Here is a 15,507-nt window from a genome sequence, read left to right as displayed (position 1 = left end):
ATAATAGTAATGGTCATTTCAATAAAGTTATACAGTAAGCAAGAGACAGGTAAAATCAATAAGAAATAATACAAAAGCTTGCTACTTTGTGAACAAGATAAGATAAATTGTAGACAATTGACAGCTTATACTATGAGTCATTGTTATTCGTGCTACTTTAAGGCTTCCAGAGTTTACTTTGGAAGTTTTTTTTTGCAATATGAAAAATAATAGATAGCCTTCAAAAGACCAAATAAAAATAATAGGTAATTTATGACTCATCATACGGATACCGATGGCCACAAGCAGTTTTATATAGCGACTGCTAACTTACTCAACTTTGCCAATCCCGGTCGCATTTATTACGATAATGCCCCAGCGTATGACAATGAAGCTTATCAGCATAAATTAAATGGTATAACAGGGCTCCTTGCTAAGGCTCATGCTGACATCATTGCCGTGCAAGAAGTTTGGGACAGCGACGCACTCGAAGCATTGGCAATTTCATTAGGGTTTAAAGCTGAACATGTGGTCATTCCGTTGGCAAGTAATGATAGCGCTAGCCCCTATACTCAAGGTCAAGGCGCACAAGAGACGCCAGCGGTTGGTATTATCAGTCGTTTTGAGCAGCTAGAAAGTAGTTTACTAGAAGAAATCGCTGATAAAGCCATAATAGATATTCCTGATATTGGCCCTTATCATCGTTTTAATCGTCCGCCATTGCTCTTACGCGTCAATGCATTTGGGCAACCCATAACTATTATTACCGCTCATCTTAAAAGTAAACGCCCTTATTTTTTACGAGATTCAGAGGGCAATCTGTTAGAAGATATGGACGATCCCAATATACGAGTTCGTGCTAAGCTGCGCAGTTTGTGTATGCGCGCGGCAGAAGCAGCGTCAATTCGTATGTCTATTATTCAGCGTTTACAGCACAATCGCGAGCCGTTAATTCTGTTAGGTGATATGAATGATGTTACTGGTAGCGTGACGACCCAGTTGATGACTGAGACCGGTGAGGTAAATTATGATAAAAGTATGCGCGATGTGGCCTTGTTTGATGCAGCCCGTATTCAAGGGCGTTATGGCTGGATGAAGGATGTGGCTTATACCCATATTTATCAGGGTATGCCAGAGGTTATTGATCAGCTATTCGTCTCAGAAGAGTTCTTACCGGATAGTAAGTTTTCGCTTGGTCACGTTGAACGGGTAGATTATTTTAACGACCATTTAAAGTGGGACTATGCAGATAGAGTGACTGACCATGGCATTATACGAGCGAAAATAAAGCTTCACAGTTAATAGCATTATATAATGATTGAAATTATCAATTGTTAATTTATTATTTTAACCCATCCCAGCCCTTGCTTGATAATGTAGAAGTGCTTATGATGCATCTTCATTGGGTATGACAGTGGTTACATTAACCATAAATCTGTCAGTAGCGTACTAATTTAGTGCAAATGCTATTCAATGAAAACTATATCTATAAAAATAGGGCGTAACATTAAGAGGTTTATCATGAGTGAAAATAGAGACGACAAAATAGAAGATGTACTAGTAGACTCGGAGCTGGCGAGAAAGCTGGTACCCAATAAGTTTAAATTCACGAGTCAGCAAGGTCGCGTACGCCGTCAGAAATTATTAATGGGTGCCAAAAAGCTAAGCGCTACTCATCCTATTAATGACATTACTTTAGCTGCTGTTTGCGAAGAAGCAGGTATTCCACGAGCTTCTGCCTATCACTTTTTTCCTAATATTGAAGCAATATTCTTAGCGCTGCGTTTTCTAAATGCTATTGAAATCTTAGAGATATTAGCAACGGTTGAGACGGTTGACTATGATAGATGGCAAGGATATTTGACGGCGTTAATTGAACGCTGCGTACACATTTTCCATGACGATCAGACCAAAGCCAAGCTGATATATGATACCAATACACCAGATTTTGAAGGTGATAGTTTCGGCGAAGATATGGATCATCAAATTGTAAAACTGGTATATAAGCGTTTATCAGAGCGCTATGAGATGCCAAATTTTGAAGATGTTGAAGATATTTTATTGGTTACTTATAGCATCATCAACGGTATATTTACGTTGTCTTACCGCCACCACGAAAGTATTACCGATAGTTATCTGCAAGAGGCAAATACGGCTTCTATCGCTTATTTACGCTGCTATCTGCCAGAAAAACTACCCCGTAAAAATCGTTAATTTGGCGTTGTGATAATAGTGGTAATGAGATCAAGCGTTCGATTTTAGCAGATTGAGTTTGAAAAACTGGACTCAACAGACAGCTGATAAATGATTTAATAAAAACCCAATAAAAGCCGACGTGAAGTCGGCTTTTTATTGTCAGCACTTTATTAGTTATAAGCTTAGCAGTAATAACCTTATGGCTACATCACTATTATCTAATGAACCATACGCTAGGTTGCGATCACGATGGGCATAGGAACAGTGACTGTTTACGTGACAAATAAAGTAGGTTTAATCTCTAGATGTAAGGTTTGAGTCATTATCGGTAGTTCTTGACACCACAAATATCATCGCCTGTATCTAGAAGCGCGTATTGTTTGTAATAGTTGTTTATTAAATTTTCAAGCGCCACATTGGCCTCTGAATCATGAGTATTCACATAAGCTTCGCGCGCCTGTTCAAGCCAGCGATCTGCCATACGAAAATAAGACCCTAATTGTCTCTCGCTATTTTTACACTGATTGGCTGCGGCCCAAACGAGTGCGACTTCACTAAATGCCAGCTCTTTAGGTGCATTATCAATACCGCTACTAGCTTTTAAAGCATTCAGTGTTGCCCAAAGATCTGGACGCATCAAAGTCGATGTCGATGGGACATCAGGCGTTAAACGGAGGCTCTTATCATTACCATTTTGTAGAGCCTGAAAAATAGCACTACCTGCTAATAATGCTTGCACGCCAGTGGGCGTAAGGCTATTAACACTGGTCTCATTATCATTATTGGCATAGTTGAGCCAAGCTTGTGCTTTATAAGCAAGATATTGCTGGCGCGCTGAGTGATGGTCTTGCTGTTGGTAACCCCGTAGCTTGATAAGCATACAGTCAATGCTGGGATTCTGAGTACTAGGATTGGTTAGATGAGAGGTTTGGTTTTCAGTATTGCTACCGCAATAGGCTGCCGGATTTGTAAAAGTAGCCGCTAAAGCTGTATTATTATTGATATGAGCAGCTTGGGCTATGGGCGTGAGTGTCAACAATAACACCGCTGATAAAGTGCTGCCTTGAGTTATTTTAAGCCATGGAGAAAATTTAAGCCATAGAGAAAGGATTACTTTATCTACTAAAGGTATCAAGTTAAACATAGTACCAACCTTATATTACAGTGATCAATTGAATGGCCATCATTATAACAATGATCACCACAATAACTACCTTATAAGCACTAAGAACCGATAGCCAATCCACAATAATTTGAATATAAGAAAATGGCGCGTAGGCTATATCACTTAGAGTATAGAATTATCTGTTAACCCTTGTTTTTACGGGGATCATTACGCTTAAACAAATCTTCATCAAACTTAAAGCGCAGTCTAAAATAAGCACCTTCTTGAGTGCTGTCATCATAGGCAATATCGTCATCTTCAAAGCCCATAAAGTTATAGCCCAGTGATAACCATAGGTTAGTCATTGGGCTGTAGCCAATTTCAGCACCCAGCATATAGGCTAAGTCATCAGCTTGCTTGTTCCAGTAAGTTCCTGCTTGCAAACCCACATCCCAGCGCGTACTGATATCATAGAGCCCACGGCCATAGACTGCATGAGCCGTATTGTCACTGGTAATATTGTCAGCGTTATATTCGGTATATTTGCCTGCATAGTGACCAGATAAGGTTAAGGGGCGCGTTGGGTGATAGTTACCACTCCATGACCAGATTACCGCGTCTTTGTGGTAGGGATCACTGCCTATATTATTATCATCGAGACGATACTCAAGTTTGGCGAGCATATCCAGCTGATTGCTATCATAATCGCGGTAAGCGCCGCCAATCTGAAGACGGTTAATAGTACGATGACCCTCATCATAATCAACCCGTGAATAGATGTTCTTAGCGAGTAGGGTGAGGTCATCAGTATAACGATAGGCAACGCCCACACTACCTAGCAGCGTATCACTGGTATCGCCCCAGCGTTTCTCGAAGCGACCTGATGCTTTATAGTTTTCTTTTGCTAGGTACTCAACCCCAAAACCGGCGGCAGTCGAGGTACTGTCTTCTTTCCCCTCTAAAGATTCAACGCGCTCAAACAAGGTGTTGAGGGTTAAGCCTTTCTGTACATACCATTTATTTTTTAGGCCGATTGCCGCTTCTGCTTCGCGCGCACTAATCGCATCACGCAGGCGGTATTCGCTATAGACTTTACCATCTTTCATATAAGTGGCATCAAAACCTATCACCGTGCGCTGACGCTCATCAGTATCGTCGAGTCCATAACTGCCGGACAAGCTATTGATCAGATCATGACGCGCATAAAGACGACCGAGATTACCCAGCGGGGTTTCGCCGCCGATTGAAGTGGCATTGCGACTGCTATAGTCAATATCTTGCTCATATTCTGCAAATACCAAGGACTTATTAAGCTTGGGCAGATGGGCAGTGAGGCGCGCGCGAGCAGTGGTGCCTTCAATATCTTCATCTGCATCACTCACGCCGTTGAGTGCAGATTGATTGATGATGTCCTCGTTAAAGATTGTCTCATCAGTAACGTCGACCACATCAGGGGCCGCTTGGGTATTACGCGAGGCCGCGGTGGCTTCTTGCTTGTAGTACCGCACCCCTATTTCACCGACGATATTTTTGCTTAAGCGTTGCTCAATGCTGGCCTGTAGTCCCTCAACGCTGGCGTCAGTGCTATGGTCTTTGGTACGAACCCCTTCAAATTTTACCGTGGTTTTTTTATTAGCTAGGGCGTGAGTCATTTCCATCCCTGACTCTGTACGTCCCGCTGTTAAAGGCGATGCACCAGTGACAAAGCCTATATCGGCATCATTGTAGTAAGCTTTGGCACGGGTACGTTTCTTATTATCATAGTCCAATTCGATACGTAGGGCGGCACCGTCTGTGTTTTTATCATTCAATGTTTCGGTGTTGATTTGAGTGCTGGGCTTATAGTTTGGGTTTTCTGCTTTATTTTTAGCATATTCTGCTACCAGTTTTAATTCGTTGTTAAATTTGATAACGCTGTTAATACTGGCAAGTGCTTCCTTATTGAGGGGGTCGTCACTATTGATATAGCTGCCACCAATCGATATTTTAGCTGTCAATTGCTGCTTGGCGGCGATACCGCCGATCCAATATTTCTCACCGCCTTCGTCTACTTCTACGGTGACCCGTAGATAAATAGGATTGCCTTCTAAATCTTGGCTGGCAATCGGTGCTTTAAGGTATAAGCTACGGCTGATCGGGTCGATCTCATAATCTGCAAAACGAGTTAGAGTCTCAATGCGAATGATAAGCCCGGGGTTATTGGCATCACGAGTAATGACTTCAATCGTTTCAGAGTTCTCAAGTACCGCATCGAAGTTTTCAGCAAGCGGATACGGCCCTGAAATACCCAAACCGCGAGTCTCATTGACCCGCTGTGATGAGCTGGTTTCGGCAGCAAAGGCGGTGACACGAGTATTGGTATCTTCATATTGAGCTTTAACACCGGTTAACGTACGATTATATTGGCCCAGCTTGATACCATCATCATTATCAATCCTGGTTTTTAGGTCGCCATACATAGCAAATGAGCGGTCTTTATCAACACGTACATATAGATTGCTGGTAGATTGAGCGTCAAAGCCCTTCGCTGATGAGTCGCCATAGACCGGATAATATTCGCCGGGCTCGATATCACGAAATAGGCGCTCGCCTTTATTGTCACTATCATAAGCGAGGGTCAATAGGTAATCGCCGCGTACTTTACCTTTGAGGAACATTGCAGTACGACCAGTCGCTGAATAGTCATTATTACCAGCAAATTCTTGTAGCTCTTGCTCAAAGGCGCCTTGAGCATCAGTAATGTTACTGCCATCAAAATCTTTGAGGGAGATGGCTCCTTCAATGATACCGACGGCGATAAGCGGACGTAATTTGGCGGTGAACTGGAGCGGAATGACTTGCTTGCTGCTGCCGGTATCAACTACCAGTTCGCCTTTACCGGGAACACTGGGTGCAATCACTGAGATTAGCAACTCGCCACCATTGACAATAATTTGGGTGCCTACTTGATCCTTATTGCTGTCTGGCAGATTGATACGGCCGATATTGGTATCAAGGGTAATGGGTGTTGGGGAAATATAGGGGCGATTGTCATGGTCTTTTAGGCTAATAATCACTTGATAGTCGCTGACGCCATCAGCCTCAACCAATTGTGCTTGGGTACGATAGTCGATGGCTTGTAAACTGTCAGGGGTCAATACTTCGATAGTTTGCTCAGAGATAACGGTGCCATTCACATCCGTTGCGACTCCGCGCAAGGTATTACGTCCGCGTTTTAGTACAACTGCGTAATAGTCAAAGGCAGTGACGTTTTGTTTTTCTTGCTTGGCAGTTTTACCGATTTGCTGCTTAGATACCGCTACGTCATTGGCATAAAGAGTGAAGTTCGAGCCTAGCGGCGCTTGCACTTGTACCAGCTGTTTATAGGAAGTCAACTGTTGACCACTGCTTAAATTAATAAAGTGAACGTTATTATCCGATACCTTTTTAAGATATTCTTTCAAATCTTCTGCCTTTGGTGGCGTGATAGTGGTAACGCTCATATCCACCCGTGTGGCATTTGGATTGACCCTCTCAGCGACAATCGCTGAATCACATTGGATGCCGCGCTCTAAAATATCGTTGGACTTACAGCCACTGGCATCGATATTATCACTGTTATTACGATCATAGTCAGGTTCTAAGATTAGCTCACTTTTGACCGCTTGATCCATGGTGTCATTCTTGGCGCTAATGTTTTTGCTACGAGCGCTCAGTTCCTGATTTAGGCGCTCAATACTGTCTGCTATACCGCTAACTAAGGCAAAGTCGGCGCGATGAAGCTCGCCATATTTTAAATCCACAAAGCGGCTGCCTGCATCGCCAGCGTTACGATTGCTTTGGATAATCAGTTCTGTGCCTATAGGAAGGGTAGTGCGGTCGACTTTTAGGACGTGAGTCTTGGCACTGATACCATAAAAATTATATTTACCTTCGGAGTCAGTAACCACAAAACTACCGTTTTCCATGTAGATACGCACGCCTGCAACCCCAAGCTCGCTCGCGTCTTTTTGTTGAATACCGTCGCGGTTGATGTCATGGTAGATTTTACCGACGATGATGCCATCAGTATTCATCACTCCACGGCTGACCTCAATTGGCCATTGCGCCTCCATTGATGAGAGGGCTTTATCATTCTCATCACGGCCATGAGCAACCGCGCGGTTGATACCGTCACCACCTAATGCCGATGCACCAATAAGGACACGATAGCTGATTGTTTTGGCATTGGCTTCGCCTACTTCAATGCTACCTAAATTCAAGACTTGGTATTTACCATCGGTTTTAAACTCAGTGGTTGGCGCTTGAGCACTATCGATGCTGTTTTTATCAAGGTTTTTATCTATGCGCACGCTACCTTTGACATAATCAAATCCGCGCGGCAGCGCGTCTTTTAGCTGCACATCATAAGCGGTCGCTTTACCATCATTGGTGACTTTAATGCTGTAATTGACATAGTCGCCAAGCTCAGCAGCCTTGATATCGCCTTCTTTTTCGACTCGTAAGCTAGGGTTTGTATTGATAATAGCAATGTCACTCTTAATGTCACTGGCGATTTCATCAGGGATAGGATCAAATTTAGAGCGGCGCTGTTTTTGCTCAATACCAGCAGACGGCGCAACACAAGCTGCCAGCTTGGCATTTAAGGTGTCCCCGCTCAGAGTTTGCAGGATATCATCGGTGATTTTATTGGCATTATTTTGGGTGGGGGCTGATAGGCGATACTTACCAGTATTATTACCAGTCTCTATGGCTTTTAGCGAGTATTTGTCACCCGTTAAAGGCGAGGCCAGGGTAATCCACGCTTCATCTTGCTCATCAGGCTGGACGTTACACTGAGCATAGCTGGCTTCGATATAAACGTCATCGCCTACTTGTGAGGTGCTTTTGCCCCCATCGAAATTAGCAGTCGTAAAGTTAAGATAAGAAGTGACGATACGCAGACTGTTCGTCACCGTTGCTGTTACTGATTTATCCTCAAGTACAACTGCACTGATTTTGATATCAGCGCTATCGCCATCGTGTGCCTCACTAGCGGTTAAGGCTTGAACGATAAGCTGAAGGCTCTGGCCTTGCGTGATTGTAATAGGATCAGTATTAGACAGTTCAGTCTTAGACAGTAAGGTATCGTCAGGGTCAATAAGGCCATTTTTATTGACATCTTGATAGATTTTAAAGTTAGACAAGGTATCAGGATAATCATCGCTGAAGGCGATGATTTGGTCGCTATAACTATTATTGGTCAGTACGTTAAGCCAGCTGACCGTCGTATCGGGTGCTGCTGTCTGTATTGGCGAATGCGTCAAGGCAATACTGGAATCAGGTAGGACCGCCACCTTAACTTGTACTTGATTAGAGCTGGTCGTTAGGGTGATATCGGTTTGATTGTTGACATTATAGCTGGCCTTAGCGACGTTATCGATCAGATTTAGGTCAGAATTAGGGGCAGCTAGTGCCATATTTGATTGGATAAGCAACATCGCTAGCGACAACGCCGAAATTGTAACGGTGCGTGCTGAGCCATGTCTAGACGGTGTCATAAAATGAGGGGTCATATGTTGCTTATCCAATAGAATAAACCCTGGTTGAATAAACTTAATTCCCCCAGTCTAAGCAGTGCCAGACTAGGGGAGTTCTATAAGTAGCGGGTGACACTTATAGAAGGTACAGTCGGATGAATGATATTAGTTACATAATAAATTTAATAGCTTATGGTCCAGCTGGTGTTGGTGTTACTTTAGCAGCATTTGCTTTGATTTTGATTGAGTACTGTAAGGTTGCAGTCTGAGCAAAGACCAGTGGGGTTACAGTAGTAGTGATAGCATCAGTATCCTTAAACGCTGGTACTGTAATGGTTACTTCTTCACCAGTGGTAGTAGTAGTTGCAGATTCTTCTACATAGTCAGCATTAGTGTCAAAGTTAGTGAAAGGTTCTGAGATGACCACGTCACTGAGGCTAAAGCTTGATAAATCGCTGAAGGTGTTAGTGGCTAATATTTTATACACCACACACTGGCCAGGCGTTGCTGCGACATCATCTTGGCTAAAGGCACCATCCGCACCATCGGCACAATCAGCGTCTAGCGCTTGGGTTTTAAGCAAGGTCAAGCCTCTAACCGTGGTGGTATCAGTGATGATAGGGTCAGTTACCGTTGGTACACTGTTATTGGCTGCGCCGTTGCCGTTGCCTGGAATTAAGGTGACTTTAGTGGTCTCAAAGTCATTAAGGGCAGCGCCTGCTGAGGCTACCTTGTAGCTGATGGTTACTGTGCTATCAGCATCAGCTGCCATACCGCCAGATAATACAGTATTGATGTCATATATACCCTCTACAGCAGTAATAGTAGTCGGATCTCCTGCCGCTGCTCCGTCCTCACCATCTGCATCATAGGCAATAGTCACATCGCCATCGATATTTATGAGCTCATTCGTCTCACTATCAACAATACTGAATGTCACTTCATCAGCGATCTCACCTTCAACCTGATTACCGGTGTTGGTGATGACGGCAGTATGAGTGGCTATACTGGTTGCATTTGAAGTGGTGGGCACTTCTTTGTCATCTGATGAAGATAGTATCGCTAGACCACGTTGTACAATGGTTAATGTCTCTGTTGAATCGCCACCAATTCCAGATGCATCGATATCAAGTACTTGACTATCGCCTAACGTTGTATAGTAAGTACCTGTATTCTGACCACCACCAGTACCATCAGTACTATCAGTGACGGTATATTGAGCTACATCACCTACACCACCCAAGGTCACCTCTACGCGCGCATGGTTGACAGTGGTTAAAGTCTCAAACCCCTCGTCTTCATCCACGTCTTTTGTAACTTCAAAAGTGATGGTTACGCTTTCGTCTTTGGCAAGATTGATGCCACTATAGACAAAGCCATCATCATCACTACCACTACCTGCGCCATTTCCGTTTTCAGTAACTGCTGGTGTATCTGTACCTGTAGCGTCAGTAGATTTTACTGAACCGGCTACTAGCTTAAGACCGGCTGGTAAGTTATCAATAATAGAGATGTCTATGGCATCAGCCGCATATTCGCCTGAGTTATCGTTGGTTACGACAATTTTATAGGCTGCTTTGCTAGCAGGGTTATTAAGATCGAGCGGGTTGGTTACGGTTTTAACGATACCAAACACCGGTAGCTTGGTGATTAGGTCACTAGTGTTAGTAACGTCTGCCTCGGGACTGTCTGTCGCATTGGTGAAATAATTACTGGTAGCCGTCAAGGTTAGGTTTTGAGTCTCACCGCCCTTATTACCAACCGTTGTTTCATTAATCACAATCTTGGCGTATTGACTTGCTTCTAGGGTAATGGCTGAGGTATCGAAATCAGTACCTGATAAGTCAGCTACTGTAACACCTAAGGCATTGTCTGACGTGATAGCTGGAATACCACCCACGTTATAAATGATGTATGAAACGCTAATATTATCCAATTGTGCTGCAGTCTTATTACTGAGCAGTGCCATGGTGTAGGTATCAGTTAAGTTACCAGCGTTGGTTAGAGTATGGTTGTATGCCGCAATACCAGTGGGGATGACTTCCACCTGTTCGTTTTTATCATCATCAGCTACCGCTCCTATTGTGACGCCAGTGTCTTCATTGGTAGCGATTAATGAAAATGCAGCTATTTCTTCGATATTAATGGTCACGATATTAGAGATAACGTCAGTCTGTTTGTCGCCTTCAACACTATAAGTGGCGGTTGCAGTGTTTTCAATGAGAGCGGTACCGGTAACAGACTGTTCGGTTGCCGCATTAGCGATACCAGTGACGCCCATAGCGGCGACGATACCAAGGCTTAAGACGGAATATTTAAATACATTGGGTTTCATACGGTAATTCTCCAAAGGATGAGAAAAAATTTAACAGCTAAAAGGGTGTGATTAACGGTATTAGTCAGTAACGGTATTCAGAGACACGTCAGCTGATTTTTTGGCGGGCAATAGCTTGATATTCCAGCGTATAGACCGGTATTCAGACAATGGAACGTTGACCAGTTTGCCATTGACCTTTTGCATCAAAGGCAGGTCCGCATAGTTTTTGTTATCGACGCTGGCTTGAGCGCTGGTAGGAGATACCTCACCAGTGAAGGTCATATTGGCCGGAATAGGGAGGGTAACCGCCAAGTCATTAATGTTTTGATCAACAGTACTGGTATAGGTGGCCTTATACTGAATCACCGTACCTGCTGGGGCGGTACGTACTGGTAAATAAGTCACTTTACCTTGTGCATTCCTAACGACTTTATTGGCGGTCAGCTCCATTTTTAGGGCATCTGCAGCGTGTACGCTACTCATAAATGCTAGAGAGGCTATCGCCGTTATCATCAGCTGTTTTATAGAAGGTGTATTTTTCATCGTAAAATCCTGTTTTGACTGGCAAGTTGTAGTATGTGATTTTTGTATATTCTGTATAACGGATGTATACTTACTGTATTTATATTGTAATTACTATTGTCACATATAACTTACTTGTTATGTTGACAAAACAAACAATTATCGGAAAAACCCGATGAACGGAGATGGCAATTAAAGTGAGGGAAAAATGGATAGAAAATAGAGGTATCGAACATACTTTATCGCTATCGATATTTAAGCGCGGGAGTTTAGGCTATATTGATCATGAGTTTTTGGTGAAGAGTATGTTTAACTAAATAGAGTAATAAGTAGAGTACTTACTGTTTTTTAATCTGTACTGTCTATAGGAATACTATGTTTATAAATAGAGATATGAGGACTACAGGGCTGAGAGTAGAAAACTAAAGGCGAGATATAGAGATAATTGCTAAGTTATTAGGCTTTGATTGATAAATATATTTTTAAGCAAATATTTATTTTGTAACTAACGAGTATTTTTTTGAAAAATACTTGTCATATCATCATTTATCCAAGGCCATAAACATTTTGGCAATAAGCGCTTATAATAGGCTGTTGTAACCACTTAAAGGTTTAAACGTAACCATACGATTGGCACCTAGCTTTGTTATGTTATAGTCTCCCACAATAAAACAATGTTATCACTAACCGCGCTTGCCATACTCAGGTATAGTCAGTGCTCGGTGCCTTTGCATTAATATCATTGTGGACCGATGACAGACAAGCATGATGGTTATCATGCACGCCCATTTACGGTGTACAATCATTTATGGGGCACTACATAACGGTGTGCACCTTTATATTTAGACTTTACAATAGGCTCGTTATATCTAATGACACCTATTAAAGTTCGTCGCACACCAATCGAATACCACGGCGTGGTGCATTATCGCGTTTAGCAATGGATTGCTTATAGTGAGCAAGGACGTCATTAAGTGAACCGTTATCTCATCACCATATTTAATAACACCCTGTCATTGCGCAGGGATGACTGATATAAAAGGATCAATAGAGATGAATTATTATAAGGATGCTGACAGCACCGAAACCAAGGAATGGCTGGAAGCTTTTGAATCCGTCATTAAACATGCTGACAAGGATCGCGCTCAGTTTCTCCTAAAAGCGCTATACAATATGTCAGTACAAGAGGGTCTGCCGTTCAATCGTCTAGATACCGCTTATATCAACACTATCGCGGTTGAAGACGAGCCGATGTATCCTGGTGATTTGACTATCGAGCGCAAGATTCGGGCGTTGATTCGCTATAATGCTTTGGCAATGGTCATGCGCGCGAATAAAAACGATGACGATTTGGGTGGTCATTTAGCGACATTTGCCTCTAGTGCCACACTCTATGAAACTGGTTTTAACCATTTCTTCCGCGCAGCCAGTGATCACTTTGGCGGCGATATGATTTATTACCAAGGTCACTCAGCCCCAGGTATCTATGCGCGTTCTTATTTAGAGGGCCGCTTGACCGAAGAGCAGCTCGATAATTTCCGCCGTGAAGTGGGCGGCAAAGGCCTATCAAGTTATCCACATCCCTACTTAATGCCTGATTACTGGCAGTTCCCAACAGTTTCCATGGGTCTGGGACCTATCATGTCGATCTATCATGCGCATGTGCATCAATATATGATCAATCGTGGTTTACTTGAGGCTGAAGGTCGTAAGATTTGGACGTTCTTAGGTGATGGTGAGACCGATGAGCCCGAAAGCTTAGGTGCCATCTCTCTTGCAGGCCGTGAAAAGCTTGAAAACTTGATTTGGGTGGTGAACTGTAACTTACAGCGCCTCGATGGTCCGGTACGTGGTAATGGTAAGATCATTCAAGAGCTAGAATCGGTATTCCGCGGTGCAGGCTGGCGGGTAATCAAAGTCGTTTGGGGTGGTAAGTGGGATAGTTTACTCGCCAACGATGACACTGGGGTTCTTAAGCATCGCATGGAAGAAGCGGTTGATGGTGAGTATCAGCTTTATGAAGCGCGTACCCCTGAATTTACACGTAAAGAATTCTTTGGTAAATATCCAGAATTAGAAGAGATGGCTGATGCCTTATCTGATGAAGATATCTCACGCTTAGATCGTGGTGGTCATGATCCAATGAAAGTATACGCCGCTTTCAGTGAAGCCATGAAGACCAAAGGTCAGCCAACGGTTATTTTGGCCAAGACGGTCAAAGGATACGGCTTGTCTAATCAAGCGCAAGCGGTTAACAAATCGCATCAAATTAAGAAGCTGGATCAAGATGGCTTGATGTATTTCCGCGACCGCTTTGACTTGCCATTTACCGATGAGCAGTTAGAGACCCTGCCATTTTATCGTCCCGCTGAAGACTCAGCGGAGATGAAATATTTAAAAGGTCGCCGCGAAGCATTGGGTGGTCATTTGCCCAATCGCCGCAGTGGACATATTCCACTAAATATTCCTGACTTATCTATTTTTGACCGGATATTAAAAGGCAGTAATGGTAAAGAGCAATCAACTACCATGGTCTTTGTGCGTCTGCTAGCAGCGATGCTGAAAAACAAAGACATTCAAGATCGCGTGGTACCTATCGTTCCTGATGAAGCGCGTACCTTTGGTCTAGAAGGTATGTTCCGTCAATTGGGTATTTACTCTGCTTCTGGACAAAAATATACCCCAGAAGATAGCGAAGCCTTAATGGGTTATAAAGAAGCTATAGACGGCCATATGTTAGAAGAAGGCATCAACGAAGCGGGTGCGATGAGTACTTGGATTGCACTGGCAACCAGCTATTCTGTTAATGCCTTACCGATGATTCCGCTCTATATCTATTATTCGATGTTTGGTTTTCAGCGCGTTGGTGACTTGGCATGGGCCGCAGGCGACTGCCAAGCACAAGGCTTCTTATTAGGCGCAACCGCTGGCCGTACCACGCTAAACGGTGAAGGCTTACAACATCAAGACGGTCATTCACAAATTCTATTTAGTGTGGTGCCGAACTGTGTCAGCTATGATCCTTGCTTTGGTTATGAGCTAGCCGTAATTATGCATGATGGTTTGCGCCGGATGTATGGTGAAGGCGAGCGCGTCTACTATTATTTGACTTTAATGAATGAAACCTACGAGCAACCTGCCATGCCAGAAGGTGCAGAAGAAGGCATCAAGCGCGGTATGTATTTGTTAGAAGACAATGGTTCAAGCCAAGTGCAGCTGTTGGGTTCTGGGGTTATTCTACGTGAAGTGCAAAAGGCGGCACGCATCTTACAAGATGAGTTCAATATCACCGCTAACGTCTGGAGTGTAACCAGCTTTAACGAGCTGACTCGTGATGGTATGGCGTGTGATGACTACAATCGTCTGCATCCAATGGATGAAGAAATCGTGCCATGGGTTACTGAACAAATTGCCCCACACGAAGGTATCGTAGTTGCAGCGACAGATTATATGCGCAATTACTCAGAACAAATTCGCGCTTGGTTACCAGACAATCGTCCTTATACCACGCTGGGTACTGATGGTTATGGTCGCTCTGATACCCGTGAGAACCTACGTAGTTTCTTTAACGTTGATGCCGCCCATATTGTGGTCGCCACCCTTAAACGTTTGGCTGATGAAGGCGAGGTTGAGAAGCGCTTGGTAAAAGACGCCATCTCAAGCTTCGGTATTGATGCTGATCAACCACCAGCATGGCAGCAACAGCCTTATTATGATCATTTCCCAGATGCTCCAGCACCTGATAATGTCAACCCGAATCCTGTACCTGAGTTTGTCGGTGAAGACGATGACGAAATCACTAGTGAAGGCCGTGCTGAAGACCAAGCAGACGCCGCTTTACTTAATAATGATGATGTCAAAGAATAATAACCATAAGACGAGGAGATAAA

At 43.5% G+C, this 15,507-nt stretch carries 7 protein-coding genes; 3 read left to right on the top strand and 4 right to left on the bottom strand.

What is annotated here, in order from left to right:
• Positions 1-252 precede the first annotated feature (252 nt).
• Positions 253-1,281 carry an endonuclease/exonuclease/phosphatase family protein gene (locus AAEY88_RS02555; protein WP_350558610.1) on the top strand — a complete coding sequence of 343 codons (1,029 nt, stop codon included), beginning with the start codon at positions 253-255 and terminating at the stop codon, positions 1,279-1,281.
• A 219-nt stretch (positions 1,282-1,500) separates the two neighbouring features.
• The gene (locus AAEY88_RS02550) at positions 1,501-2,193 is read left to right on the top strand and encodes a TetR/AcrR family transcriptional regulator (RefSeq protein WP_350558607.1); all 693 of its coding nucleotides are present in this window, start codon (positions 1,501-1,503) and stop codon (positions 2,191-2,193) included.
• A 304-nt stretch (positions 2,194-2,497) separates the two neighbouring features.
• Here the strand turns inward: AAEY88_RS02550 and AAEY88_RS02545 are convergent, their stop codons facing one another.
• The 4 genes from AAEY88_RS02545 to AAEY88_RS02530 form a co-directional block, all read right to left on the bottom strand.
• Positions 2,498-3,319 (bottom strand): hypothetical protein, encoded by an 822-nt coding sequence (locus tag AAEY88_RS02545; RefSeq protein ID WP_350558604.1) that lies wholly within the window; start codon positions 3,317-3,319, stop codon positions 2,498-2,500.
• Positions 3,320-3,483: 164 nt separating this feature from the next.
• On the bottom strand, positions 3,484-8,799 hold the full coding sequence (locus tag AAEY88_RS02540) for a hypothetical protein (protein ID WP_350558601.1): 5,316 nt from the start codon (positions 8,797-8,799) through the stop codon (positions 3,484-3,486).
• A 169-nt stretch (positions 8,800-8,968) separates the two neighbouring features.
• Entirely contained in the window at positions 8,969-11,113 is a 2,145-nt protein-coding gene (locus AAEY88_RS02535; RefSeq protein ID WP_350558598.1) for a hypothetical protein, read from the bottom strand.
• A 60-nt stretch (positions 11,114-11,173) separates the two neighbouring features.
• Positions 11,174-11,638 (bottom strand): hypothetical protein, encoded by a 465-nt coding sequence (locus AAEY88_RS02530; RefSeq protein ID WP_350558595.1) that lies wholly within the window; start codon positions 11,636-11,638, stop codon positions 11,174-11,176.
• Positions 11,639-12,670: 1,032 nt separating this feature from the next.
• On the opposite strand from AAEY88_RS02530, the gene aceE reads away from it, so the two are divergent.
• Entirely contained in the window at positions 12,671-15,484 is a 2,814-nt protein-coding gene (gene aceE, locus AAEY88_RS02525) for a pyruvate dehydrogenase (acetyl-transferring), homodimeric type (protein ID WP_350558592.1), read from the top strand.
• Positions 15,485-15,507 lie beyond the last annotated feature (23 nt).

The sequence above is a fragment of the Psychrobacter sp. CAL346-MNA-CIBAN-0220 genome (assembly GCF_040309805.1).
GTDB lineage: Bacteria > Pseudomonadota > Gammaproteobacteria > Pseudomonadales > Moraxellaceae > Psychrobacter.
This window is presented reverse-complemented; position numbering and strand designations above follow the sequence as displayed.